At 39.9% G+C, this 26,986-nt stretch carries 24 protein-coding genes and 1 riboswitch; of the genes, 22 read left to right on the top strand and 2 right to left on the bottom strand.

The window, feature by feature from the left end:
• The first annotated feature begins 8 nt into the window (after positions 1-8).
• From BANVL01_RS07245 to BANVL01_RS07270, 6 genes are all read left to right on the top strand, one after another.
• Positions 9-905: an ABC transporter permease subunit gene (locus tag BANVL01_RS07245; protein WP_066096157.1), complete on the top strand. Its 897-nt coding sequence runs from the start codon at positions 9-11 to the stop codon at positions 903-905.
• Between the two features lie 21 nt (positions 906-926).
• A complete protein-coding gene (locus BANVL01_RS07250; protein WP_066083512.1) occupies positions 927-1,916 on the top strand; it encodes an ABC transporter ATP-binding protein in 990 nt (329 codons plus the stop codon).
• 4 nt (positions 1,917-1,920) lie between these two features.
• Positions 1,921-2,883, top strand: a complete 963-nt coding sequence (locus BANVL01_RS07255; RefSeq protein WP_066083514.1) for an ABC transporter ATP-binding protein — start codon at positions 1,921-1,923, stop codon at positions 2,881-2,883.
• Positions 2,884-2,923: 40 nt separating this feature from the next.
• Complete coding sequence (locus BANVL01_RS07260; RefSeq protein WP_066083515.1) at positions 2,924-4,657, top strand: sigma 54-interacting transcriptional regulator; 1,734 nt, start codon at positions 2,924-2,926, stop codon at positions 4,655-4,657.
• Between the two features lie 113 nt (positions 4,658-4,770).
• Positions 4,771-5,172, top strand: a complete 402-nt coding sequence (locus tag BANVL01_RS07265; RefSeq protein ID WP_066083517.1) for a MerR family transcriptional regulator — start codon at positions 4,771-4,773, stop codon at positions 5,170-5,172.
• Positions 5,159-6,076, top strand: coding sequence for a DMT family transporter (locus tag BANVL01_RS07270; protein WP_066083518.1), 918 nt, complete (start codon positions 5,159-5,161; stop codon positions 6,074-6,076). The genes BANVL01_RS07265 and BANVL01_RS07270 overlap by 14 nt, the downstream gene beginning before the upstream one ends.
• Before the next feature lie 31 nt (positions 6,077-6,107).
• Here the strand turns inward: BANVL01_RS07270 and BANVL01_RS07275 are convergent, their stop codons facing one another.
• Complete coding sequence (locus BANVL01_RS07275; protein ID WP_066083520.1) at positions 6,108-6,998, bottom strand: TraB/GumN family protein; 891 nt, start codon at positions 6,996-6,998, stop codon at positions 6,108-6,110.
• Between the two features lie 153 nt (positions 6,999-7,151).
• Here BANVL01_RS07275 and recQ point away from each other — a divergent pair, with 153 nt between their 5' ends.
• From recQ to BANVL01_RS07290, 3 genes are all read left to right on the top strand, one after another.
• On the top strand, positions 7,152-9,278 hold the full coding sequence (gene recQ / locus BANVL01_RS07280) for a DNA helicase RecQ (protein WP_066083522.1): 2,127 nt from the start codon (positions 7,152-7,154) through the stop codon (positions 9,276-9,278).
• Positions 9,279-9,381: 103 nt separating this feature from the next.
• A complete protein-coding gene (locus tag BANVL01_RS07285) occupies positions 9,382-10,167 on the top strand; it encodes an ABC transporter ATP-binding protein (protein ID WP_172800893.1) in 786 nt (261 codons plus the stop codon).
• Positions 10,168-10,171: 4 nt separating this feature from the next.
• Entirely contained in the window at positions 10,172-11,806 is a 1,635-nt protein-coding gene (locus tag BANVL01_RS07290) for a hypothetical protein (protein ID WP_066083523.1), read from the top strand.
• A 212-nt stretch (positions 11,807-12,018) separates the two neighbouring features.
• On the opposite strand, the gene BANVL01_RS07295 is transcribed toward BANVL01_RS07290, so the two are convergent.
• On the bottom strand, positions 12,019-13,194 hold the full coding sequence (locus BANVL01_RS07295) for an MFS transporter (protein WP_066096163.1): 1,176 nt from the start codon (positions 13,192-13,194) through the stop codon (positions 12,019-12,021).
• A gap of 261 nt (positions 13,195-13,455) precedes the next feature.
• Positions 13,456-13,564: riboswitch (SAM riboswitch) on the top strand.
• A 127-nt stretch (positions 13,565-13,691) separates the two neighbouring features.
• On the opposite strand from BANVL01_RS07295, the gene BANVL01_RS07300 reads away from it, so the two are divergent.
• The 13 genes from BANVL01_RS07300 to BANVL01_RS07355 all read left to right on the top strand — a co-directional run bounded on the left by BANVL01_RS07300 (position 13,692) and on the right by BANVL01_RS07355 (position 26,963).
• Positions 13,692-14,807, top strand: a complete 1,116-nt coding sequence (locus BANVL01_RS07300; RefSeq protein WP_066083524.1) for a sugar ABC transporter substrate-binding protein — start codon at positions 13,692-13,694, stop codon at positions 14,805-14,807.
• Between the two features lie 84 nt (positions 14,808-14,891).
• Complete coding sequence (locus BANVL01_RS07305; protein WP_066096166.1) at positions 14,892-16,376, top strand: sugar ABC transporter ATP-binding protein; 1,485 nt, start codon at positions 14,892-14,894, stop codon at positions 16,374-16,376.
• Between the two features lies 1 nt (position 16,377).
• A complete protein-coding gene (locus BANVL01_RS07310) occupies positions 16,378-17,382 on the top strand; it encodes an ABC transporter permease (RefSeq protein WP_156482208.1) in 1,005 nt (334 codons plus the stop codon).
• Between the two features lie 214 nt (positions 17,383-17,596).
• Positions 17,597-17,734 (top strand): hypothetical protein, encoded by a 138-nt coding sequence (locus tag BANVL01_RS27680; RefSeq protein WP_156487424.1) that lies wholly within the window; start codon positions 17,597-17,599, stop codon positions 17,732-17,734.
• Positions 17,735-17,844: 110 nt separating this feature from the next.
• Complete coding sequence (locus tag BANVL01_RS07315; protein WP_066083526.1) at positions 17,845-18,369, top strand: PadR family transcriptional regulator; 525 nt, start codon at positions 17,845-17,847, stop codon at positions 18,367-18,369.
• Positions 18,370-18,373: 4 nt separating this feature from the next.
• Positions 18,374-20,104, top strand: coding sequence for an MFS transporter (locus BANVL01_RS07320; protein ID WP_066083530.1), 1,731 nt, complete (start codon positions 18,374-18,376; stop codon positions 20,102-20,104).
• Positions 20,105-20,147: 43 nt separating this feature from the next.
• On the top strand, positions 20,148-20,486 hold the full coding sequence (locus tag BANVL01_RS07325; protein ID WP_066083532.1) for a YrdB family protein: 339 nt from the start codon (positions 20,148-20,150) through the stop codon (positions 20,484-20,486).
• Between the two features lie 149 nt (positions 20,487-20,635).
• Positions 20,636-21,397: a threonine/serine exporter family protein gene (locus BANVL01_RS07330; RefSeq protein WP_066083534.1), complete on the top strand. Its 762-nt coding sequence runs from the start codon at positions 20,636-20,638 to the stop codon at positions 21,395-21,397.
• Entirely contained in the window at positions 21,394-21,861 is a 468-nt protein-coding gene (locus BANVL01_RS07335) for a threonine/serine exporter family protein (protein WP_235845499.1), read from the top strand. Before BANVL01_RS07330 ends, BANVL01_RS07335 begins: the two co-directional genes overlap by 4 nt.
• A gap of 190 nt (positions 21,862-22,051) precedes the next feature.
• Positions 22,052-22,813, top strand: a complete 762-nt coding sequence (locus BANVL01_RS07340) for a C39 family peptidase (RefSeq protein ID WP_066083536.1) — start codon at positions 22,052-22,054, stop codon at positions 22,811-22,813.
• Between the two features lie 473 nt (positions 22,814-23,286).
• Entirely contained in the window at positions 23,287-24,105 is an 819-nt protein-coding gene (locus tag BANVL01_RS07345; RefSeq protein ID WP_066083538.1) for a DODA-type extradiol aromatic ring-opening family dioxygenase, read from the top strand.
• Between the two features lie 232 nt (positions 24,106-24,337).
• Entirely contained in the window at positions 24,338-25,582 is a 1,245-nt protein-coding gene (locus tag BANVL01_RS07350; protein WP_066083540.1) for an ATP-binding protein, read from the top strand.
• A 217-nt stretch (positions 25,583-25,799) separates the two neighbouring features.
• The gene (locus BANVL01_RS07355) at positions 25,800-26,963 is read left to right on the top strand and encodes an HD-GYP domain-containing protein (protein WP_066083541.1); all 1,164 of its coding nucleotides are present in this window, start codon (positions 25,800-25,802) and stop codon (positions 26,961-26,963) included.
• Positions 26,964-26,986 lie beyond the last annotated feature (23 nt).

Consider the following 26,986-nt stretch of genomic DNA (forward strand, 5'->3'; position numbering starts at 1 on the left):
TGGCGGAAATGAAAGTAGGAGAAGTGATTCGACAACCGCTTCCTCAAGCAGTTAACGGTACAAAGAGTACACCAAAACAAGAATTTTGGCGGAAGTTTAAAAAGCAAAAAATGGCGTTAGCCGCCGGTTTTTTTGTTGTAATCCTGTTTATATTAGGAATTATTGGCCCCTTTATCGCGCCTTTTGGTGCGGCTGAATTTGATTATGACCACATTCTTGAGGGGCCGTCAGCAGCACACTGGGCTGGTACAGACGCGTATGGGCGGGATATCTTTAGCCGCATTCTCATTGGAACAAGACTATCACTTTTTGTTAGTTTATTATCTGTATTTTTAGGGTCGGTTGGAGGAACAATCCTAGGACTTATCAGCGGATACTATGGCAAATGGATTGATAATTTAATTATGCGATTCTGCGATATTCTCTTTGCTTTTCCTGGGATTTTATTGGCGATCGGAATCATTGCCATTCTTGGACCTGGTTTAGGGAACGTCGTTATTGCTATTTCCATTTTTAGTGTTCCTATTTTTGCAAGGATTGTAAGAAGCAGTACATTACAGGTGAAAGCAACTGTTTATGTGGAAGCGACGAGATCAATTGGTGCAAAACCGCGAAGAATCATTTGGAAGCATATTTTCCCTGGAACTCTCTCAAGTATTATCGTAAATTTTACGATGCGTCTTGGCACGGCAATCTTAACAGCCGCATCGTTAAGTTTTCTTGGTCTTGGAGCGCAGCCGCCATCACCTGAGTGGGGAGCGATGCTAAGCGGCGGAAGGGATTATTTAAATAATGCTCCACATGTGACATTTTTTCCGGGACTTGCAATCTTTCTAACCGTGCTGGCGTTTAACCTGTTTGGTGATGGGCTAAGGGATGCGTTAGATCCAAAAATTAAAGATTAACCATCAGAAAGGGGTACGGTGATGGCTGAAAAAATACTTGAAATAAAGAATCTGCAAACACACTTTACGAGCGACAGCGGAGTGGTGAAAGCCGTTGATGGTGTAACGATAACGGTCAATAAAGGGGAAACGGTTGGCGTCGTTGGCGAATCAGGGTGTGGTAAAAGTGTTACCTCATTATCAGTAATGCGCCTGTTAAAGGATACCCCCGGAAAGATAGTAGGCGGAACGATTGAATTCGAAGGAAAGAACCTGGAAGCCATTTCTGAAAAAGAAATGCGTTTAATCAGAGGCAATGAAATTGCGATGATTTTCCAAGAACCAATGACGTCGTTAAACCCTGTCTATAAAATAGGCAGGCAAATAGCAGAAGCGGTCCAACTTCATTTGAAATATGACAAAAGACAAGCAAGAGAACACGCCATCAATATGTTAAAGCTGGTCGGGATTCCAAGAGCAGAGGAAATCGTTGATGAATTTCCCTATCAGTTATCCGGAGGTATGCGGCAGCGGGTCATGATTGCAATGGCAATGGCTTGTAAACCAAAGCTTTTGATCGCTGACGAGCCGACTACTGCGCTAGATGTGACCATTCAAGCTCAAATTTTGGATTTAATGAGGAAATTAAGTAAAGAAGGCGATACGGCCATTATGCTGATTACTCATGATTTAGGGGTAGTTGCTGAAATGTGTGATCGGGTTGTCGTGATGTATGCAGGCAAAGTGGTAGAAGAAGCGGATGTTTTTACCATCTTTGAAAATCCAAAACATCCGTATACAGAAGGGTTACTGTATTCCGTTCCAAAGCTTGGTCAAAAGGTCGACAGATTGGATTCGATTCCAGGGAATGTTCCTACACCAAGCAATATGCCTGAAGGATGCAAATTTGCACCCCGCTGCCCAAAGGTTATGGATATATGCAGACAGCAGGATCCAGATTTACTGCTGATAGATAAAGAACATACATGCAGATGCTGGCTCTATCAGAATAGCGAAGTATTGGAGGTATAAGCCTATGGAAGCTCCATTAGTTGAAGTGAAAAACTTGAAAAAATACTTCCCGAAGAACAAAGGGTTATTTGGCGGGAAGAAGTTCTTTGTCAAGGCAGTAGATGATGTCTCCTTTACGATTAAAAAAGGTGAAACGCTTGGCCTTGTTGGTGAAAGCGGCTGTGGAAAGTCGACTACCGGAAGAATGCTGATGAGATTGCTTGATCCGACAGAAGGCCAAATTTTATTTGAAGGAAATGAAATCAGTAGTTTAAACGATAATCAAATCCGGGATATCAGAAAAGAATTTCAAATGGTGTTCCAGGATCCATATGCGTCATTAAATCCAAGGATGAAGGTAAGCGACATTATTGCCGAACCTCTCATCGTTCATGGCTATCCAAAAGAAAAAAGAGAAGAACGTGTCCAACATTTATTAGAGGTAGTTGGATTAAACGCCTATCATGCGGACCGATTTCCCCATGAATTTAGTGGCGGCCAAAGACAGAGAATTGGGATTGCCCGCGCACTTGCCGTTAACCCAAAACTAATTGTTGCAGATGAACCTGTTTCAGCGTTAGATGTATCCATTCAATCGCAAATTTTAAACCTTTTAAAGGATCTTCAAGAAGAATTTAATTTAACCTATTTATTTATTGCACACGATTTAAGCGTGGTTGAACATATAAGTGACCGTGTTGGTGTCATGTACCTTGGAAAGATTGTCGAATTGGCCGATAAGGATAACTTATATAAAGAACCTTTACACCCCTATACAAAAGCATTGCTTTCTGCGGTTCCGGTACCAAATCCTCGCTTGAAAAGGGAGCGGATTATTTTAACAGGGGATATTCCAAGTCCCTCCAATCCACCAAGTGGCTGCACTTTTCATACAAGATGTCCATTTGCAATGGAAGAGTGTAAAAAAGTGGTTCCGCAGCTCAAAGAAATTTCTGATAGGCATTTTGTATCATGCCATTTATACTAGTATAATAGAAATACTTTGAAGGTATTCGGGGGTTGTACTGGTGAAATCTAATCGAGCTATTCACATTATCGCAATACAAGAGAACTACTTAGAAGAAATAACGAAACAAATGAAAGACGTGCTCGGCCATGAGATTATGATTAGACCAACTGCGCTAAAAGAATTACGGGCCAATATGGTTCAGGACGATGATATCGTTGTTCTTTCCCATCATATGATAAAGGGATTAGTCAGCCAGCTAATTCCTGCTGAATGCCCGTGTATTATTGCGAAGAGGGATGTTAACTTTGCCAATGCAAGGGAATTAATTAATCTCCCCCCGGGTCAAAAGATTCTTGTTGTTAATGATACGAAGACAAATATCGAAGAGACTGTTGCTTCGTTAAGAGAAACTATTTTTGAGCATGAGTACTATCCATACAACCCAGATGAATCAATCCCGGATTCGATAGATTACATTTTAACACCAGGAGAATTGGACTTCTTACCTACGGGTTTAATAGATGTGATTAATATCGGTTCAAGACTTTTAGATATCGAGACATTTTACGAAATAGCAGCCGCTCTTGGATTTAAGAATAATCAAACACAAATAGTAAAAAGATATTTTAAAACTCTAGTATCTCTTTCACCGGAATTTGATGAGGGAAAAGGAAGTATACAATCAAATCAAATAAAGGATATTCGCAATGTTGCCAGCTATTCATTTCAAGATGTTATAGCAGTGAGTGAGTCGATGCAGAAAGTCGTTCAGCTTGGAAAGGAATTTGCCAAAACACCACTCCCAGTCCATCTATACGGCGAAGATGGGACTGGGAAAAGCATGCTCGCCCAGGCCATTCATCATCATTCCAACCAATCTGGCAATCCTTTTATTTCGATTAATTGTAAATCTAAATCCACCGACATGTTGGAAAGAGAATTGTTTGGATCAGAAGAGAACCATATGATTTCTATTGGTGCATTTGAAATTGCTGAAAATGGGACCGTATATTTGGAAGATGTGGATGAATTGCTAATCCCACTTCAAAACAGAATTTTTCGAGCAATAAAGGAAAAAAAATTTCAGCGTGTTGGTGGTACCAAGACCATTCCTTTTCAGGCAAGATTGATTTCATGCAGTAAACAAGGATTGATATGGCAAACTGCGAGTGGAGAGTTTAATTGTTCTTTTTATGAAGCGCTTACGTCGTTGTCATTAAAGGTCCCATCCTTAAAGGATCGTAGAGAAGATTTTGTTGCGTTAATCGAGGATATAAAAGGAAGACTGAAAAAAACAGATATTATTTTGAATCAGGACGTAATGAATCAATTACTGAATTATGAATGGCCAGGGAATGTGACAGAACTGTATAATACCATTACTTATCTATCTTTCTTAGGAGAACAAACGATAGAGGTAGAATTATTGCCTTTACGGATACGAATAGAGGAGAGTAACTTCGCCTCTTTACCACAGCCAGAAATCAATCCAAATGAGGCAATAAGAAAAATTGAAGCTCATGGCTTTTTGGAGGAGAGTGTTGAGATCCTTAGGATATTTGAATGTGGAAAAAGGAAACGGACCTCATATGGGCGGTTGACGCTTAAAAAGCATCTAGAGGAAAATGGGATAAAGCTCACTGAACAGCAATTACGGATGAGAATGGAAGTCCTTCAGGAACTAGATTTATTAATTGTTCGACAGGGAAGGGCAGGATCAACCATTTCACAAAATGGAGAGGAATTTCTTCGATTTATTTCCAATTCTATTCTAGAAAATTCAAAAAGATAAATAAGAAACAAATCGAAGAGGCTAATGCGCCTCTTTTTCTGTTTCATCAATTATTCTTCTTGACTTAGAGCTAACTCTAAGTTGTAGCATGTGATTAGGAGGTGTGGTTGTTAATGTTTAGTATTTCAGAGGTTGCCAAGGAAACAGGATTTTCTGCTCATACGTTACGATACTACGAAAAAATTGGCCTATTGTCGTCACCAAAGAAACTTGGCGGAAAACGGCAATATACAGCAGGCGATATTCGCTTGCTGAAGTTTATGAAAGTGTTAAAAAATACGGGAATGTCTTTAGAGGATATCCAAGAGTTCTTGTTGGATGGATGCCTTTTAGAAAGTGAGGATTCCGAACAAGAAAGAACTCCGAAGGTACAAAAACGAATGAACATTCTCCAAAAGCATTTACTCACTTTGGAACAGCAAAAGAAAGAAATCGGGATGGTCATCCGGCTAACAGAAGAAAAGCTGGAAACCTATCAGGAAATGTTAGAAGGGGGACATTATGATGAACGGTAAAATGTTGGCGATGTTGCTAGGTTTTGCCATTGTTACAGGTGCCACATTTAACCTTGCAAAGTACGCTGTTCATTATTTCTCAGCAGCCAGTGCGGCAGGCTGGAGGTTTGGCATTGCTGCCATTGTGATGCTTTTCATCCTTTTGCTTCAAAGGAAACTAAAATGGACCGTCATTCGAAAATACGCTGCCATATACACATTATTAGGTCTTATCGGGATTTTCGGCTTCAATGCTTTATTCTTTTTTGGAATGCAACATACTTCTCCATTAAATGGGGCATTAATTATGGCGACTAACCCCTTAGTTACGACGATTTTGGCTTATTTTCTGCTAAAAACTCCGATAACTAAAAGACAAACTGCAGGAATTATTTTTGCACTCATTGGAGTGATATTGGTTTTAACTCATGGCTCATGGGGGGTTATTCGTACGCTCTCAATATCAAAGGGTGACATGCTGATTTTATTAGGGAATGTGTGCTGGGCGTTATATGGGGTATTGGGGCGGAAATATTTAAAAACCAGTTCCTCTATGGAGACCACCACCTATACAATGATTGTCGGTGCAGCTTGTCTCGTTCTTTTAGCGCTATTTTCACCAAGTACTCAACCGCTAGCAGATGTTACGATATCTGCCTGGGGTGCCATTTTATTTATGGCTATTTTTACGAGTGTGTTAGGTTATCTGTGGTGGAATAGAGCAATGGAGATGATTGGAGCGGCTAAAACCTCGATCTTCTTTAACCTCGTTCCGGTGGTTACCATGATCCTTTCAATCATAACGGGAACGCAAGTATCAATTGTTCAAGTGCTTGGAACAACAATGGTTATTTTGGGTGTTTTAACATCTTCAGGTTTTCTTAAATTTCAACTGGTAATGAAATCTACAAGTAAAAACGCTTGAGGTTATGTTTGGCCTCAAGCGTTTCCCATTACTAATTAATAAGTTTCTTTACTTCATATCCATTTTCCCTAAAATAGGCGAGGACTCCATTTTCACCCTCTAAGTGCCCATATCCGACAGCCACAAAGTAAATCTCGCCACTTCGTATATACGATTCAAATTTTTCCACCCAGATTTTATTCCGATCCTCAACAAGTATTTTATTTTGCTTTTTATCAAATTCATCTGCAAGCTGCTCTTCAATGTCTACTAATTTTCCTTGAATATAGTCAGTAAATAATTGCGCCAACTGCTTTTTAGATTCTGTTAATGATGGAATTTGTTTAATGACTTTTTCAGCTTCATTTTCAGAATATACTTTTTGCATTGCTTCAATTTGATATTTTGGTGTTTCAAGAAATTTGTTTATAAGATGATAGGAATCCGCCAATTCCATTATCTTTTGATCAACGCCATAATCCGATGTCAAATCATCCGTTCCAGCGTCTAAAAATAAACTCATCACATACCATAATCGATATTGCTGAAGAGAGTGATAATCGAGCCCATATTCTTTAGCTCGCTTTTCCAAATACTCTTGGGCATCCGTTGATAAATAATCACTTAGGCTTTTATCCTCTTTTAAAAAACACATGTCTTGATAATCACCATTCATTAGGTCGATGGCATCTGTTTCCGTAACGAGAAATTTTGATTCATTGAGAGCTTGTTCAATTTTTTTTGGAAAGGGATACATCTCTTTTTTACCTATATGTATGGTACCAAACAGATACATGTAGTGATTATTTTTTTCAATTTTATAAATCGGCCACTTCACATCAATCTCCGCTTCATTTCTTGTTTGACTAGCAGCAGTTGTAGAGCAGCTTGTTAAAAGTAGACACAAGAAAATCGGCACTTTCCTGCTAAATAAATGTTTCAACAGTTGGGTTCCTCCTCGTAACAGAAATATACATATTCAAGGGTAAATATACCACATTAATCTTTAACAAAGCCTAAAAAATAGAGTTATAATAGGATATGGCACCCTTGCACCATTACATAGATTATCCCCAAATTGAAAGGAGAAACCATCTTGTTTGAAAAAGCACTCCCATTACTAGAATCCCATTTTGGCTACAACGCCTTCCGGAAAGGCCAGGAGCAGGCAATCCGCTCAGTATTAACCGGAGAAAACACGATTTGTGTCATGCCGACCGGCGGCGGAAAATCGATTTGCTATCAAATTCCTGCCCTCATTCTGCCAGGCACCACAATTGTCATCTCCCCGCTGATCTCCTTAATGAAGGACCAGGTAGATGCCCTCATTCAAGTCGGTATTCCGGCGACATTTATTAATAGTTCCCTCAGTTTTAAAGAGGCAAACGAACGGATTCGAGCGGCAAAGCAGGGCAAATATAAATTACTCTACATTGCGCCGGAGCGATTGGAATCGTACGAGTTTCTGGAGGATCTTAATGGGATGGAAATTCCCTTGGTTGCCGTTGACGAAGCCCATTGTATTTCACAGTGGGGCCATGATTTCCGCCCAAGCTACCGCCATATCCAGCAAATGATTAATAATCTACCTGAGCGGCCGAATGTGCTCGCCCTAACAGCAACTGCAACCCCAAGAGTCCGCGCAGATATTTGCCATCTGCTAAATATTGATGAAAATAATACGATCATTACCGGGTTTGAACGAGAAAATCTTTCTTTTTCAGTTATAAAAGGACAGGACCGGGTGAAGTATCTCCAAGCCTATCTAAAAAAGAACGAAAAAGAAGCTGGGATTATTTATGCGGCAACAAGGAAAAATGTGGACCAGCTTTATGAACGGCTGCGGAAAGAAAACATCAATGTTGCCAGGTACCATGCAGGGATGGGCGACGTGGACCGTGCCCGTGAACAGGAACGATTTTTAGAAGATAAAGCATCAGTCATGGTTGCGACCTCTGCCTTCGGAATGGGGATTGATAAGTCGAATATCCGCTATGTACTTCATTTTCAGATGCCGAAAAACATGGAGAGTTATTACCAGGAAGCAGGCCGTGCCGGCCGTGACGGGCTAGAGAGTGAATGTATCCTGCTTTATTCCCCGCAGGATGTGCAGGTGCAGCGCTTTTTAATTGACCAATCGAGTGATCGGGGCCGAATCACACAAGAATTAGAAAAGCTGCAGCAGATGGTTGATTACTGTCACACGGAGAGCTGCCTCCAGGAATTCATTTTAAAATATTTTGGTGAAATAGAAACGGATACATGCAACAGGTGCGGCAACTGCTTAGATTCCCGGACAAGCATCGATGTTACAAAGGAAGCGCAAATGGTGATGTCCTGCGTGATTCGGATGGGGCAGCGCTTTGGCAAAAACATTACCGCACAAGTGTTAACGGGATCAAAAAATAAAAAAGTAACCGAAATGGGCTTTAATCGGCTCACCACCTATGGAATCTTGAAGGACCAAGGGGCGAAAGAGGTTAGTGATTTTATTGAATTCTTGATTTCGCAGGAGCTGATTGCGATTGAACAGGGGCAATTTCCGACCATCTATGTTTCTCCGAAAGGGAAAGATATTCTTTTAGGACATGAGCCGGTTTATCGCCGAGAAGCCGTTAAGGTGAAAGAAGTTTCGAAAAATGACCCATTGTTTGAAGAGCTTAGAGAGGTCCGAAAAAGTATTGCCGAGACAGAAAAAGTACCGCCATTTGTCATTTTTTCTGATGCCGCACTTAAGGACATGTGTGCCAAGCAGCCGAAAACGAACGAAGAGTTTTTACAGGTCAGTGGTGTCGGGGAACTTAAGCTGCAAAAATATGGACTTGAATTTATTCAAGCGATTCGTGGTTTTTTAGAAACTCACCCAGATTACCAAAGTGAAATCCAAGCGGAGTCAACAGTGCCGAAAAGGTCAGCCAAAGCTGTAGGAGATTCCCATTTAGAAACACTTGGGCTGCACCAAAATGGTCTGTCCATAAAAGAGATTGCGGAAAAGCGGGCACTTGTGATTAGTACGGTAGAGAGCCATCTGCTTCAATGTGCTCAGCAAGGATTAGCTGTCGACTTCATCAAGCTGATTCCAAGTGAATATATCCCACTATTGGAAAAGGCAGTTGAAGAGGCTGGTCGAAATCGTCTAAAACCAATTAAGGAACTACTTCCAGAGAAAGTTAGTTATTTTATGATAAAAGCATATGTGTATTATTTGAGTAAAAATAAATAATCGGCTGGCTGGCGCAGAGGGAAAACCCATTCGCCAGCCATACTTTTACTAGAAATAAAGGCAGACCATGGTAATATGAAAGTATCAAACGTGATAGAAGGTGATGGTCATCGGAGAAATAGTATTATGTTTACGAGATTTAAAGAAAAATTATGGGACAAAAGAGGTATTAAAGGGGATTGATTTAACGGTCCATCGCGGGCAAATAATCGGCTATATAGGACCGAATGGCGTTGGAAAAAGCACGACAATCAAGATATTGCTTGGGCTCGAGGGTGACTTTTCCGGGAAGGTGGAGATTTTTGGCGAGGAAGTAACGGATAAGAATATCGGCTATAAAAGGAAGATTGGCTATGTTCCGGAAATTGCTGAACTCTATGATAATCTCACCGCCAGGGAATATCTAACCTTTGTCGGGGAACTATACGGAATGGATTTTCAAGCGGCGGATGAAAAAGCACATCGGCTGATGAAAGTCTTCGGCTTGGAAGAGGTGTATCATTCAAGAATTGCCTCCTATTCCAAAGGAATGCGGCAAAAGGTATTGATTATCTCCAGTTTACTACATAACCCGGACCTGTTATTTTTGGATGAGCCGTTAAGCGGCCTTGATGCCAACAGTGTCATGGTCTTTAAAGAAATCCTCGCTGTCCTGGCGGCGCAGGGAAAAACGATTTTCTACTCGTCACATATCATGGACGTTGTTGAGAAAATCAGTAATCGGATTATCCTAATCAATGATGGCAAAATTGTTGCCGATGGCAGCTTCAACGAGTTGAAGGCGCAAAACAAGGAAGGGACCTTGGAGCAAATCTTTAATCAGCTGACTGGTTTTAATGAATATAAGGCGCTGGCGGAGGAATTTGTAGCCATCGTCCAAGAGGTATAATTCGATGAAAAACTTTCAAACGCTCAAATTTTTAGATTGGTTCCGGCGGATTTTTGAGAGCTTTGGGATTGATTATCCAGTGATGAGAAAAATTTTAGCAGTCAAATTAACGATGGATGGGCGAAGGACCCCCACCATCTTCAACCAGCAGGCAAAGAAAAAGAAAAAGCCGGAAGAAAACGGCTTTATCAAATCGTTAGGGATGTATGTATTATTAAGCCTCTTTCTAATTCCTATTGTGATTTTTGGACAGAATTATCTCTATCAAATGAGTATTCTTTTCGGAATCGTCATGTTTCTGGTGATGACCTCGATGATCTCTGACTTTTCCAATGTTCTTCTCGATATCAAGGACAAAGGAATTCTGCAGACAAAACCCGTTGGGCGAAAAACGATCAGTGCTGCAAAAACGGTTCATATTAGTATTTATCTATTCTTTCTGACGGCGGCTATCGCGGGAGCCCCGATTGTGGCCGGGACATTTAAGTATGGAATCCTGTTTTTGCTCCTATCACTAATCGGGCTGATTTTAGTCAATTTATTTATTGTCGTATTAACGGCGATTATTTACTTTTTCATCCTGCGTTTCTTTGACGGTGAAAAACTAAAGGATATCATCAACTACGTCCAAATTGGGTTATCGGTTTCGATTGCTGTCGGTTATCAGATTTTGGCAAGGGCCTTTAGTTTTGTCGATATGAAAATTACCTTTTCGCCAAGCTGGTGGCAATTCATCATTCCACCGATTTGGTTTGGGGCACCTTTCGAGTTGTTCTTAGGGAGCCATTCCAACGGATATCTAGTTATCTTTTCACTATTAGCTTTGGTTGTGCCAGTCTTCGCGATTGTCGTTTATAACCGAATGATGCCTTCATTTGAAAGGAACCTGCAAAAGTTAACAAATAATAGCGGGGAAAGCAAACGGAAGGAACGCAGGTGGAAGCAGTGGCTGACCGGTGTTATTTGCCAAAGTAACGAGGAAAAGGTATTGTTTCGATTCTCCGATAATATGATGCGGAACGAACGAGAATTTCGCTTAAAGGTTTATCCCGCTTTAGGGCTATCGCTCGTTTTCCCATTTATTTTTATGTTTAACGAAATTCAAATGAATTCCTATGCTCACCTCGTATCGAGCAAATGGTATTTAGGAATTTATATGTCTTGTTTAATGATTCCAAATGCAGTTACGATGCTGAAATACTCGGGGAAATATAAAGGGGCCTGGATTTACAAAACCGCGCCAATACAGAGTTTAGCACCCTTATACAGTGCGGCTTTGAAGGTGTTCATTGTCAATCTTTTTCTTCCAGTCTATTTGATCCTATCGATCATTTTTATCGGAATCTTCGGGATAAAAGTCATCCCTGACCTTTTGGTGGTGTTCGTGACCTCCGTATTATACACGGTAATTTGCTCGAACTATCTTAAAGGTACGCTGCCTTTTTCGGAATCGTTTGAAGATGCCCAGCAGAGCGGGGGAGCAAAGATTATGCTGGCGTTACTTTTAATTGCTGTTTTTATTGGTATCCATTTCGCCGTTACTTTTATCCCATTTGGAGTGGTGATTTATTTTATCCTGCTCGTGGTAATCACCATTTTTGCTTGGAAACAGGCCTATAAGACGATTTGGAATTTTTAATAGTAATAGCTATATTATTTGAATATTCGTAATTTTGTCGACGCGACACTGATATTGGTGTTATTTCCCCGGTAATTTGTCGATAAAAGAGAACAGGGCCACATCTGCATTTAGCTGCCCTGTTCTTTTTTTCATTAACCTGCAAAAACGGCTGATTTGCATATGTCTGAATCAGAAGCTTATTCGGACAGGATAAGAATGATCCGTTGCTGTTATGCTGTATGCTTCACTAGCTTTGGATTTCGCTGCATGGATACAAGTAAAATAAAACCGCTGATAACCAATAAGGCACTTGTACTGATAAATACCGCGGAAAATCCAAAGGAACCGGATACGAATCCACCTAATAACGGCCCGATGATATTCCCAAGGAACCTAAGACTTGTATTGTAACCAAGTACCTCCCCTTGCATCGCAATCGGCGCTTCCTGGCGAATATAGGCAATCCGTACCGGAATAATGCCGCCAATCGTGACACCGAGAGCAAAACGGATGATGACAAGCTGCCAGAGACTTGTAACGGCTGCTCCTGGCAGGTAGACAATTCCCGCCAAAAAGAGAAGAATGACCAATATTTTAATATAGCCATACTTATCAGCAATTTTCCCCCAATTCCTCGACATCATTAAATTTCCAAGACCTGCGGCGGAAAAGGCAATCCCCGAATAAAATGCGATATTTGCTGGTCCGTGCAGATCACTAACAAATAAGGACAAAATCGGCTGGATGCTAAAATGTGCAATCTGGACAAGAGCAGAGATTAGCAGTACGGTCAATAACACGGGGTTGCGCGTAATATGCTTCAATACTTCCTTGCTTGAATAATGGGTTTTTGTACCCTTTTTCGCTTCAAGAAGAAATTCTTTTGTGGCAATGACAAGGAGGGCCGAGATGAATATGGAAATGGAGGTCCACCTAAAGGTGGTCGAATAGCCAAGGGAATCTGCCAATATTCCGCCTAACATTGGCCCTAACAACGAACCTGTGATGCTCCCGGTTTGCAATGTTCCAAGGACACGTCCGGCAATCTGTTTCGGTGTTTGTGTTGAGATAAAAGCTTGTGACATCGGGATAAATCCCGAAAAGAATCCCATGAAGAATCGCAGCATAAATAGCTGCCAAACAGAATGGACATAGCCAATTAGAAAAATCGATAACGCCATCCCTAATCCGGAAAAGATAAGAATCTTTTTCCTTCCATAGCGGTCGCCAATTCTTCCCCAAATAGGCGAGAAAAGGAAGGCCGAAACAAATGTAATCGCAAACGTTAATCCTGACCAATGCTGGACATACTTTTCAGTAAAGTCTCCAAACGACTCGATGTATAACGAAATAAACGGCATAACCATCGTCATACTTCCGGCTACAAAGAAGTTGGCAAACCACATGATCAGTAAATTACGTTTTACACTTTCTTGCTGGTTCAAGTAATTAACACTTCTTTCTAAAATTTATTTCGGTTTACTAAATATTATCATACCGAAATTTCAAATGATTATAAAGAGATAGCACTTAAATTGAAACTTGTGTTATTTTTCCCTAAATGTAGGGGTTTTGGATATCACTTTATTAAAAATATTCAAAACACTATTGACAACTTGTTAATAGGAGTTTAAATTAAGTTTAATACTTTAAATGAATAATATGTTCTCTTATCAAGAGTGGCAGAGGGACTGGCCCGATGACGCCCAGCAACCGTTCCGACAAGGAATTGGTGCTAAATCCTGCAAAACAAGCAATTGTTTTGAGAGATAAGAGAGGAATAATCCGTCTATTTGTGATGAAACCTCTCTTTTCTGGAGAGGTTTTTTATTTTACATAAAAAGCGTACTTTTCCAATTGGATTAATGGTTTACTGGTAAGAAAAAAAGGAGGAGCTATAAGAATGACAAGAAATATCTTAAAAAGTACACTCGTATCAGCAGTTGCGGCAACACTATTACTCACAGGCTGTGCTTCAGGTGGAGAATCAAAACAAGCAAGTGGTAATAAAAAGGTTTCCCTTGAGGGGGTACCGGAACAATTTACTAAAGGTGACCAGTTAAAAATCAAAGTCATTCGTAAAATTGGCGGTGACGACCATACAGCCCAATTCTTAGCCGGGGCAAAAGAAGAAGGGGAAGCATTAGGGGTAAAAGTAGATGTGTTTACTGCAAATGGAGACACCGCGAAATTTCATGATGCCATCAATCAAGCATTAGATCAGAATTATGATGGCTTTATCATTTCACATGGTGACGACGATGCCACTGTAAACGATGTTAAGAAAATCGTAGAAAAAGGAAAAAGTGTGGTTGCCTTTGATTCGAATCCGAACTTGGCGAATGTGGAAGGCGTGACGCTTACCTCTCAGGATGATGAAGCATTAGCAACCTTAGCACTTGACCAGCTCGTAAAGGATACGAAGGGGAAAGCTAATATTGCTTATCTATGGGTAGACGGCTTCCCGCCAATGGTTCGTCGGAACAAAGTTTATCAGGATGTACTTGCGAAAAACCCTGGGCTTAAAGAAGTGGAACGCTTTGGCATAGCAGCAGTGGACACAAGTGTGCAAACGCAAAATGCTGTTGCAGCGATGTTGAACAAATACCCTAAGGGCAAACTAGACGCTATCTTTGCAACGTGGGATGCCTTTGCGATTGGTGCCGCACGTGCGCTTAAAGAAGCAGGCCGTGAAGAAGTGAAAATCTATGGGATTGATGTTTCCAATGCCGACTTGCAGGAAATCCAAAGAAAAGGCAGTGCCTGGAAGTATACAGCGGCTGTCGATCCTAAATTAATTGGCGCTGTCGATATGAGATTACTTGCGAAAAAACTGGCTGGCGAAGAAACACCAAAGACCTATGACTTAGAAGCATCACTTGTTTCCCAAAAAAATCTTCAGGACTCCAAGGATCCAGTCAACATGGTTAATCTTTCAAAAATCATCCCAAGCTGGGGCCAGTCCACGGCATTTGAAGAAGATTGGATGAAAACGTTGAAGAAGCATTTTAAAAAGTAATTTAGGCTGGCACTCTCTTTTTCTATCGATTCAGAGAGTGTCGTTTTGATAGGGGGTGGCATTTTGACGAGTTCAACATTGGCAATGAAAAACATCTCAATTGAATTTCCAGGCGTGAAGGCGTTAAACCATGTCAATTTTTCGATGGAAACGGGGAAAATTCATGCCTTAATAGGGGCAAATGGTGCGGGAAAATCAACATTAATGAAGGTTCTTTCCGGAGCCTATGACCACTATACCGGTGAGATATTTATGGATGGGCAAATACTAAAGATCCGCTCCCCGCGAGATTCACAGGATGTTGGGATTCAAATAGTTTACCAGGAGGTAGATACGGCCCTAATTCCGTATTTAACCGTTGCTGAAAATATTATGCTGCTGGACACCGTTCATAACATGGGAAAACGACAATGGATGAGATGGAACGAGCTTCATCAAAAAGCGGCGCAATTATTGTCCAGTATGAATATTAGACTTTCAACGAAGACGCTGGTGAGCGAGTTGTCACTTGCTGAAAAACAAATGATTTTAATCGCAAGAGCTGTTTCCAATCGGTGCAAGTTTCTCATTTTGGATGAACCGACTGCACCATTGAGCCATACCGAAACGAGCGAGCTTTTCAGGATTACTCGTGAACTAGTAAAACAAGATGTCGGGATTATTTTTATCTCACACCGCCTGCCGGAAATATTTGAAATCTGTGATGAAGTGACGGTAATGCGTAATGGTGAATTTGTTGTAAAAGAGCAGGTTGCCGCCACAACCTCTAATAAAGTGGTTGAGCATATGCTTGGTCAAAAGCTGGAAGAGCAGTTTCCAGAAAGGAATACGGCCATTGGAAACACCATCCTAGAAGTGAAGGGAATTTCTGATAGAGGAAAAATTAAAGACCTGCATTTTCACGTTAAATCAGGGGAAATCGTGGGCATCGCCGGGCTTGTTGGCGCTGGGAAAACGGAATTATGCAAAGCGTTATTTGGATCCGAGAAACCAACTGGCGGGGAGGTCCTTCTTCACGGGTCCAAAGTAAAAATAAAGAGTCCCTATGAGGCAGTAAAGAAGGGGTTTGCTCTGGTACCCGAGGAACGGAGAAAGGAAGGAATTCTTGTTCTTGAATCGGTTGAAGCTAATTTGACAGCTGCGAACCTAGGGAGCTTTTCAAAGGTATTTAGCTTTTTAGATAGAAAAAGAGAAAAAGAGACAGCCAAGCAACTGATTAGCCGCCTCGGAATCAAAACGCCATCTGAGGAAACGAAGCTTCAAAATCTGTCTGGTGGAAATCAGCAAAAGGTCGCAATTGGAAAATGGCTCGTGGCTGATGCGGATGTTTACATTTTTGACGAACCAACTAAAGGCGTCGATGTAGGGGCAAAGAAGGATATCTTCGAATTAATTGCTGAATTAGCCAGCCGGGGCAAAGCGATTATCTATGCTTCATCCGAGCTTTCGGAGATTATCGGGATTACAGACCGGGTCTATGTTTTATATGATGGTAGGTCGGTAAAAGAACTGGAAACAACAGCAACCAGCGAAGAGGAACTTTTATTGTATTCAACAGGGGGCAGGTAAAATGGAAGCAAAGATTTCAGCGAAGAATCAGGATGCCCCAGTGAAAAAAGCTTTTGAGCTATTTCAATTTTTATATAAATACGGGACCATCATTACGATTCTTGCACTTATCATTATTTTTTCAGCAGCCAATCCTACATTTATTCAAGGCAGCAATGTTATCAATATTTTACGTTCTATATCAATTGTGACGATTATTGCGATTGGAATTACGATTTCGTTGTCGGTAAATGGTTTCGATTTATCGGTCGGTTCGGTGGCATCGCTTTCTAATGCGGTTGTCATTTCAATGTTTGTATGGTTTTCACAAAATACACTGGTGGCGATTATTTCTGCGATTGCCGCGTCATTGGTTGTTGGGGCATTAAACTCGTTCATGATTGTGAAGTTAAGAATCCCTGATATGCTAATGACGTTGGCGACGATGTTTATTATCCAAGGGACAGCACTAACCTATACAAAGGGAGCAACGGTTTCGCAAAATATGGTGATGCCGGATGGCTCAATGGCGACAGGTTTAATTAGTCCATTTTTTGCAAAAATCGGTGAGGTTCCATGGATTATTATCATCATGGCTGTGACCGTCATACTTGTGCACATCTTTTTGACCTATACAAAGCATGGCCGCTATATGTATGTCATTGGTGGGAATAAAGAAGCGGCAAGACTTTCAGGGATCCCTGTGAATAAATATAAAGTAGCAGCCTACTTGCTATCGGCCCTGTTTGCGGCGATTGGCGGGATTGTGCTTGCATCTCGTGTTATGACTTCAGAAATAAATTCTGGGGCGCCCTACTTAATGGATTCAGTAGCCGCCGCCTTTATCGGCTTTTCAGTTCTTGGAGCCGGGAAGGCCAATGCCATTGGAACGTTTGTCGGGGCGGTCTTGATTGGAATATTGCAAAACGGCCTCGTGATGATGTCGGTACCGTATTATGCAATGGATATTGTTAAGGGGGCAGTTTTGGCCTTTGCACTGGCGATTACCTATTATAAGCAAAAATAAACCTATTCACATTGTGGATAGGTTTATTTTTTTTGTAGCAATTTTACTGTTCGAAGGGTCAATGGTCAATTCGCAAATAAACTGTCACGAATCGCAAATAAAACCTATATTTTCGCAAATAAACAAGTAGGATTCGCAAATAAACTGCTATTATTCGCAAATAAACTTCTAACGTTGGAGTTTTAATGAGAAATTATTAAAAATATCCTCGGAATTGGATCCTAAAGTAAGCTTGCTGTGTTTTATCAGCGGATTTCAACTGTTTATCGGCGAATCCAGCCTGTTTATCAGCGAATTTCCTCATTTATCAGCGGAAATCGTGATTTTATCAGCGAATCAAAAAAGTGTGTAGCTGGTGATTATTTTATTTAAAAAAAATTGAAAAAATATCCAATTTTTATATTGACATTAAATATATTAACAATGATAATATAAACATAAATAATATGAGGTGAAAGCAATATGAATATACAAGACGTAATTCTTGGATTTATTTATGAGGAGCCAATGAGTGGCTACGATATCAAACAAATGATGGAAAACTCCGTGTCCTACTTTTTCGACGCATCATTTGGAGCGATTTATCCGGCATTAAGAAAAATGGAGAAGGAAGGTCTAGTTGAAAAACGAGTCATTCAGCAGGATGGTAAGCCGAACAAGAATTTATTCGTGATTACCGAAAGTGGAAAAGAACAGTTTCAACATTACCTAAACAGTCCAATCAATCCAACGATTACAAGATCGGATATCCTCATCCGCATCTTTTTCGGACGGTTTACCACAAAAGAAAAAATCCAGCGGTGGTTAGAGGAAGAACGTGAAAAGAGCCAGGCGATGCTTGATAACTTAAATAGAATTGCCGAGATGTACCCAGATATGGAACAGCACAAAAGATTTACATTAGAATTTGGAATTCGCCAGGCTAAGATGACTTTGGGGATGGTTGCCGAAGAACTAAAAAAATTGAATCAACAACAAGGGGAGTAATAGGATGAAGGAAACTGGCGGAATGAAGATTGTTTTGCTTATGTGCTTAGGGGTATTTGTTTGTATGCTTGACTCAACAATTATGAACATTACGCTTCCGGCAATTCAGAACAGCCTGCATACGACATTGGAAACGAGCTCATGGATGTTAAATGTATACACAATGACGATTGCCGTATTAGCAATTCCGATGGCAAGGTTTGCGGAGATGTTTGGCAGAAATAAATTTTATCTTGTCGGGCTGCTTATTTTTGGATTGGGGTCGGCCCTTTGCGGACTTGCGAGTAGCGGTGACTTCTTAATTACTGCAAGGTTCATTCAAAGCATTGGTGCCGCCATCTTAATTCCGTGTAGTATGGTGATCGGTATAACTGCCATGCCCATTGAAAAAAGAATACTCCCACTAACATTACTGGGGGCAACACAGGGTTTAGCCACAGCAATGGGGCCGACGGTGGGGGGACTCATAACGGAAAGGTTAAGCTGGCATTGGGTATTTTATGTGAATGTTCCAATCTGTATACTGGCCATTGTCATTGCCTTTTTTTTACTAACACTAAAGAAAGAAACTCGTGTAAAATCAAAAATAGATTGGTTTGGATTACTCTTCTCTGTTTCAGCCATTTTCCCGTTAAATCTTGTGTTAATTAAGGGAAATACATGGGGCTGGAATAGTACTCAAGCGATTTTCTGTTATCTTGTGACTGCCGCGTCCATCCTGCTATTTATTTTTGCAGAGAAAAAATCAAAGGCTCCAATGGTAAATCTAAATCTCTTTAAAGACCGCTTGTTCACAGGGTCAGTTGTAACAGTGACAACAGGTTTTATCTTCCTCATCGGTGTAATGGTCCTACTACCTCAGTTTTTAACAAACTTCCAGCACAAGACGGAACTTCAAGCCGCACTACTCGTCACACCCGTGTCTGCCGCCATCTTTGTTTTTTCCAACATCGCTGGTTTACTAACGAAAAAGATCGGATATACCATCCCAGTCATTCTTGGTTTTGGAATTATGGGATGCGCGTATTATTTGTTGCACAATTTAACTATTCACAGCACATCAAAAGAAATTGTCCTGTTGTGCAGCTTGCTTGGCTTGGGATTTAGCTTTGTCATTTCCTCGGCGACGATTGCCAGTACATCCTCTTTCGAAGGAGAAATGCTGACAGCCTCCCAGGGTGTTTTTTCGATGCTGAGGCAATTAGGAGTAGTGTTAGCCGTCGCCATTTTTGTGGCAGGACTAACGAATAATATTCAAGGTAAAAAGCAGGATGTTGTTCATTTCGCAGCCCAACAGCTTGAAAAGCTCGACGTACCACAATCAGCAAAAGAGAAAATCTTGAGCGAAACGGAAAAGTCAATCAACACCAGCTCGCATACAGAAAAAAACAATCCGTCCTTAATGACGGCAGCGGAAAGACAACAAATCATCGACATCAACGTCCAAAAAGCACTTGCCACTATTCCAGAAGAACAAAGAACTTCAGCCAAGGAATTGATTTACCACAAGGTAGCAATGCAGGTGGATAAGGATATCGCCGAAAAAGGAAAGCTTGTAAAAAACTATTCGAATCAGGTATCCACTTTTGCGAAAGAAACAATTGCTTCTAGTTTTGCTGACCTTTATAAAACGAGCATTCCATTTGTATTACTTTGCTGCTTAGCAGGATTCGTATTTATCGAAAGAAAAAAGAAGTCAACTACTGCTTTTGTGAATACTCCTGCTGCTGAATGAATAAATAAGAAAGGCCTAGTTATATAAAAAAGGGTGTGGACGAATGGAAGGATTAAAGATAATTAACCTGGGAGTGCGTTTTCTTTTAGAAATCTTAGTTTTGGTCATTTTAGGGTATTGGGGATTTCGGGTATCACAGGGAACCTTCATGAAAATAATAGTAGGAATCGGAGCCCCACTGCTAGTAGCTGTCATTTGGGGGATGTTCGGTGCTCCAAAGGCAACGTACGTGCTAAGTGGACTCCCTTTTCTTTTATTGGAAATTGTTATATTTGGTTTACCAGTTGCAGCCTTGTTTTTTATCGAAAAACAATCGCTAGCCTATATTTACGGAGTGATTGTAATAATAAATATTATTTTAATGAAAATTTGGCATCAATAAAACAAAAGAACCGAATGCATCTAAATGATGAAAGTGTTTGTCTTTAGTTTAAATGATTCTTTGCGCAAGATTACATCTTGTGCATTGCTTCAAACCCTTGTTTTGATTTAAACTAAGAAGCAAATGCAGGAATAATGTGGTGAGATAGAATGGGAAACCAAGTTGAACAAACATACGATATCATGGAGGTCTGTCTGCTTGCGGGGAAAATTATGCTCCAGAGCGGCGCGGAGACCTATCGGGTGGAGGATACGATGATGCGGATTGCCTCCTCTTTTGGGATTGTAAAAACACATAGTTATGTAACCCCAACCGGAATTATTTTTTCAGCGGAAAGTTCAGAGCCGACAAAGACTAAGCTGATTCGAATTTCGGAGCGCTCTACGGATTTGAAAAAGGTGGCTTTGGTTAATAGTATTTCGCGAAATATCAGCAGCGGTACAATTAATCGCGAACAGGCATTGGAGCAATTGAATGAGATTGATTCGATGGACATTTCCTTTCCCCTTAGTACTCAAGTGGCCGCCGCAACTTTAGCCAGCGGCTGTTTTATGATTATGTTTAAAGGCGGCTGGAATGACTTTATTCCCGCGATGATTTCCGGGGGATTAGGATATCTTAGCTTTGTCTGCTTCCACCGCTTTATCCCGATCAAGTTTTTCTCGGAATTTTTGGCATCCTTCGTCATTGGTTTGCTGTCGCTTATTTTTGTGAAAATGGGTGTAGGCCACCAATTAGATAAAATTATCATTGGTTCGGTGATGACGTTGGTACCTGGTCTTTTAGTGACGAACGCCATCAGGGATTTAATGGCTGGACATTTAGTCTCAGGGTTGTCAAAAGGAGCTGAGGCTTTCCTGACGGCCTTTGCTATTGGGGCAGGAATTGCTGTTGTCTATTCATTTTCATGAGGGTGAGGTTAGAAATTGTGGCGATTCTTGCACAGTTAATCACAAGTTTTATTGCTACAGGATCCTTTGGGATTGTTTTTAATGCACCGAAAGAAACCTTGGTGAAATGTGGGCTGATTGGCATGGGCGGCTGGCTAATTTATTATCTACTTGAAGGCTATACAAAAAATGCAGTGCTAGCCACATTGGCAGCCACTGTCTTTATCGCGGTCCTCAGTCAGGAATTAGCAAAGTTTTATAAAACACCTGTAATTATTTTTAGTGTAGCCGGCATTATTCCGTTAGTGCCGGGCGGCCTTGCTTATGATGCCATGAGGAATTTTGTTGAGAACGATTATAATACGGCGATTGGCCTAGCGGCAAAAGTGCTTATGATTGCCGGATCAATTGCCTTCGGGCTAGTTTTTTCGGAAGTAATCAATCAAATGATTCGGAAGCTTTCTCGAAAAAAAGCGCGGATATGACTAATTCCCTTTTAGCAGCAACGCTAAAGGGGTTTCTTCTTAATAAAATCCTAAGAATGTACGAGTAGAATTTACTTGGAAATATTTTTCCTTTATCCTTTTAGTATTTTTTGGTATGGTTATATAGTAGTACATTACGATAGTCATAGTTTTTTGGTAAATTATCTTATGAGGAATGGTATAATCTGCTATGAAAAAATTGCTAATCGTCATCATTATCCTTGTCATATCATTTATTAGTACAAAGACGATATTTGCTGTGAAATCCAAGTCTAGATCCAACCAATCGGCAATCGCCCGTGTGAAAGAGGCTGCTCAATTAAAGATGCGTGAAGTAAACATTTTCCAAAAAGAGGTTCCAAGTTTACCAGATAGTATCCTTCTTGATGTTCCATTATTCAATCAAATGGATAAACCCCTGCTCTACAATGGGTGCGAGGTTACCAGCCTGGCGATGATTCTTAACTATCATGGGGTAAACGTAACAAAAAATGAATTAGCTGAAAAAATAAAAACAGTCCCGTTAAATTATAGTAATGGCAAAAAGGGGAATCCAAATGCTGGTTTTGTCGGGGATATGGCCCGTGGACCGGGGTTGGGTGTATACAATGGCCCAATATTAGAACTGGCCCAGAAATATGTCGGGGATAGAGCGGTCAATTTAACGAATCAACCGTTCGACGATTTATTAAATGAAGTGGGCCAAGGGCTTCCAGTGTGGATTATTACAACGTCCAGCTTCGCACCTGTCTCTGTCTTTCAAACATGGGATACACCACAGGGGAAAATTGATATTACATTTAGTGAACATAGTGTCGCCATTACCGGCTACGATGAAAACTATATTTACATAAACGATCCTTATGGGGAGAAAAATAGGAAATTAAACAAGGACAGTTTTATCAAAGCCTGGGAGCAAATGGGCAAACAAGCAATTGTGATAAAAAAATAAAAATGACCTGAAATGGGCGAAGGCAGAGGAATGATTTATCCCTCTGCCTTCTTCGCTTCTGATTCAATTTTTAAGAATCCATATCGTAACTTGTGAATGGTTGTTTGATAATCAGCCATCGCAAGGTAAAAACTTATATATTGTAATTGTTATAAAAACAAGTTTGCCGCGGTTATTCTTCCACCTGATGGTTTTATACCTAAACGACGTAAGCCCTACCTCTCTTACATCCTAACGGCTCCGAAGCCGATCCAGTGTGAATAAGTTTTTATTTAAACATAAGCAGAATGCCAGAAAAAATTCTTACATTGCGTTATCTCATTAATTACAAGTTACTATTTGTTAAGCACAAATACTAATATTACAGGATACTTGTTATATTGTCAACTTTTTTTCTCTATTTTGTAAAAAGCAGGATTTTTTAACATGCACCGCAAATTACCTTGTATAAAAGAGAAAAGGTGGAACTGTATATGAACCCATTTGCATTTGCTTGTATTACGCCGCATGGCGGAGAAATAATTCCAGAGCTACAAGGTGTATACCCTGAAAGAATGTCCGTGACACGGGGAAGTATGGAAAAGTTAACGACTCTAATGTCCGAGGCGAATCCGGATTGCATCATCATTCTTACTCCACATGGAACAAGAATCCATGGTCAATTTGCAATTACGGATTCAGAAAGAATGGCTGGGATCGTTGAAGAAAATCAGTCGACGTATGCTATGGAAAGACGAGTAGACAGAGAACTGGCTAGGATGATTAACAAATGTGCACAGGAGGAAGGGATTCCATCCGGCACGATTAATTTTGGAACTGCGGCAGGTCCAATCTCTTGCCTGCCGCTCGATTGGGGCGTAATTGTTCCACTAAGGTTTATGCCGGATGTGCCCATTGTTGTCATTAACCCGACAAGAGAACTTTCTTTTGGCCAGCATTTGGAATTTGGGAAGGCACTCCGAAAAGCTGTCCAACAATCACAAAAACGTGTTGGTCTCATTGCCAGCTGTGATTGGGCCCATGCCCATGACAAGGATGGTCCCTACGGATTTGACCCGGCGGCCAAGCCTTTCGATGAACAAGTGGTGGAATTAATCAAAACCAATCAATTAGAGAAAGTGGCGGAATTTGAAGAAGGTTTCATTGAGGCAGCAAAGCCGGATGGAATCTGGCAGACGTTAATCCTTGCCGGGGCGATTCCTGTTGAAGAACGCTATGTAGAGTTTCTGTCCTACGAAGCACCAACCTACTTTGGCTTAATTTGCGCGGCTTATTATTCCAAGGGAAGATAAATTTTTCTGGAGAAAAGAAGGTAGAAAAGAAGAATTATTGATATGTTAAGCTAACCATTTTGATAAGTGGTTAGCTTTTTTGGGTTTTTTTATCGAATTATGTCGAAAATCACATTTTTTTCTTTCTTTTTTGTCATTATTTATGAGAAAAGATGATAAGATAGTAGGAGAAAATACTTTTTAATATTTTCAGAAAACTTGTCGCGAAAACTCGGCCAAGGGAGCTACTAACATGAAAGAAAGCAACAATAGTCATAAATTGATATTTGAAGAGAAAAAGGCGATTAAACTTTTTTTGTGGTTGTTTTATGTCTTTTTTATTAGCTTTGATTTTTTATGGTATTATATTTTGCCCAATTTTTCAAAATTTGGTGAGAAAGAATTTCGTGAGGAAGGACTAGGGAACTGGATTTATATCTTAGTCTTTGGATTACTGCCTGTTTCCGTATACTTAATAAGAAAGGGTAAACCCTATCATGTTAAATACATAATTTTAATCAGCTATATCTTTATAGATCTCATTGATAATTTTATTAGGTATTTTGGAACCTCACTTAAATTTGCGTCGGGAAATGTTGTTGAGATATTATTTATATTTTTTTCGCCAATATTCGTAAACAGAAAATATTTTTGGGCTGCTTCACTAGGGATTATTGGAAAGTATCTCTTTATAGGAATAGTTCTACAAAATCCGGAGGTGTTACCTCCTGCATTTGTTATTGCCGTTATCGCTGCAATCGCTTTTATTATCCTAATAAGATTTTATTCGTACATTAATTCTTTAACTGAAGTTCATGAAGATCTTCGTCAAAAAGAGAAACTGGCCGTCATCGGTCAAATGGCTGCAGCAATTGGTCATGAAATACGTAACCCTTTGTCATCATTAAAAGGTTTTACACAGCTGCAGCAAGAACGGGATCCAAATAGTAACGAGTATTATCCAATTATGATTCAGGAAATTGACCGGATTAATTCCATCGTTGACGATCTGATGTACCTTGGGAAACCGAAGGAAATCAAATTTGAAAAGGATAGTATTGAAGAAATTATTGCTTATACGTTGTCGATTACGCAGCAACAGGCTGAAAGACAAGGAGTAACGGTGGTAACGTTAATAGCCGGACCGCTGCCGCCTATCGATTGTGATGAGAAACAACTAAAGCAAGTGTTTATTAATTTAATCAAGAATGCGATTGAATCCATGTCTAATGGGGGTGAGATAAGGGTTCATGTAAAGGTGCATGAGCAGAAAAAAATGCTCATCGAAATCCAAGATGAAGGGTGCGGAATTGAGGATGAAGACATTCTTAACCTAGGAGAACCATTTTATACAACGAAAAAAGATGGTACTGGATTAGGTCTAATGGTGACGAATCAAATTATTCAAGATCATCATGGTAAGTTGAAAATAGAAAGCACTCTTGGCAAAGGTACGCAGGTTAATGTAACTTTGCCTATAAAGCAGGGAAATTATTGAAAAAAATAGTTCTATATTTATACAAAATTCTTCAAGATAATATCTATCATGGGTACAATGAATGATATATAATGGAGAAGAATACGGAATTTTAATAGATTTTGTAAGCAATAACTGATATGCTTATTACGAAATATTCAAAATTGTGATAAAATTACTCAAACCTTAATTTCCGACACAAAGTAGATATAAGGCAACTGTAGTTTTGGAGGGTTATATGATACCACACGAAGAAAAGCGAACCGTCAAATGGTTTCTATTATTTTTCTATATTATTTTGATAGGATATGATTTTTTTTACTATTACCTTTTACCAGTATATATATCTCATAAGGAAAGTGGATTCCCAAGTAATTATTGGTATTTCACATATACTATAGTTGCATTTTTGTTTCCAGTTGCTTTTTATTTAAATAAACTTGAAAAGCAATATATGATTAAGTATGTTTTATTTATTAGTTATGTATTAACAACTTTTATTGTTGATATTTTAACTTATTATGGAAGAGGGGATTCTTACATAAGTGGTAATGTTATTGAAGTTTATTTAATATTATCATTACCTCTTTTTCTAAATTCAAGATATTTTTGGTTAGTTAGCTTGGGTATTGCTATAAAGTATATTTTTACCGGCATTATTTTGAATACTTCATATGTAATAATCCCTTTGATATTAATCATTATTTTATCTATTATGTCCTTCTTTTTATTGGCTAGATTTCAAAGATATGTTAAAGCAATTAGTATCTCGTATGATAAACAATTAGAGGGAATTGTAAAAGGCGTTATTGCAACATTAGAACTTAAAGACCCATATACAAGGGGACATAGTGAACGGGTCGCCAGCTATGCTTTATTATTAGCACAAGAAATCGGTAAGTTTACAAAAGAGGAACAAAAATCATTTTATTACGCCTGTTTATTACATGATATTGGGAAGGTTCATATCCCTGATTCAATATTAATGAAACCTGGGAAACTGACAAAAGAAGAATTTGAAATTATTAAATCCCACCCCGGTGTCGGAGCTGATGCTGTTAAGAATGTCGAAGGAATTAAGGATTGTATTTGTGTCATTCGCTCTCATCATGAACGTTGGGATGGTATGGGTTATCCCGATCAGTTAAAAGAAGAAGAAATTCCACTGCTTGCGAGAGTGACATCTATTGCCGATGCGTTTGATGCAATGACTTCTTCAAGATCATATCGAGCTGCAATGCCAGTTGAAGAGGCTAATAAACGTATTATTGAAGGTAAGGGTTCCCAATTTGATCCGGATTTAGTGGAAGTATTTATTAAAGTTTTCCCTGAATGGGTCAAATTTCATGAAAAATATCCATGGACAAAACAATGGGAATTACCCAAGGAGGTGGAATTATGAAAATTCGTAAGTTAAAGAAGATC

This window comes from Neobacillus novalis NBRC 102450, assembly GCF_001591805.1.
GTDB lineage: Bacteria > Bacillota > Bacilli > Bacillales > Cytobacillaceae > Neobacillus > Neobacillus novalis.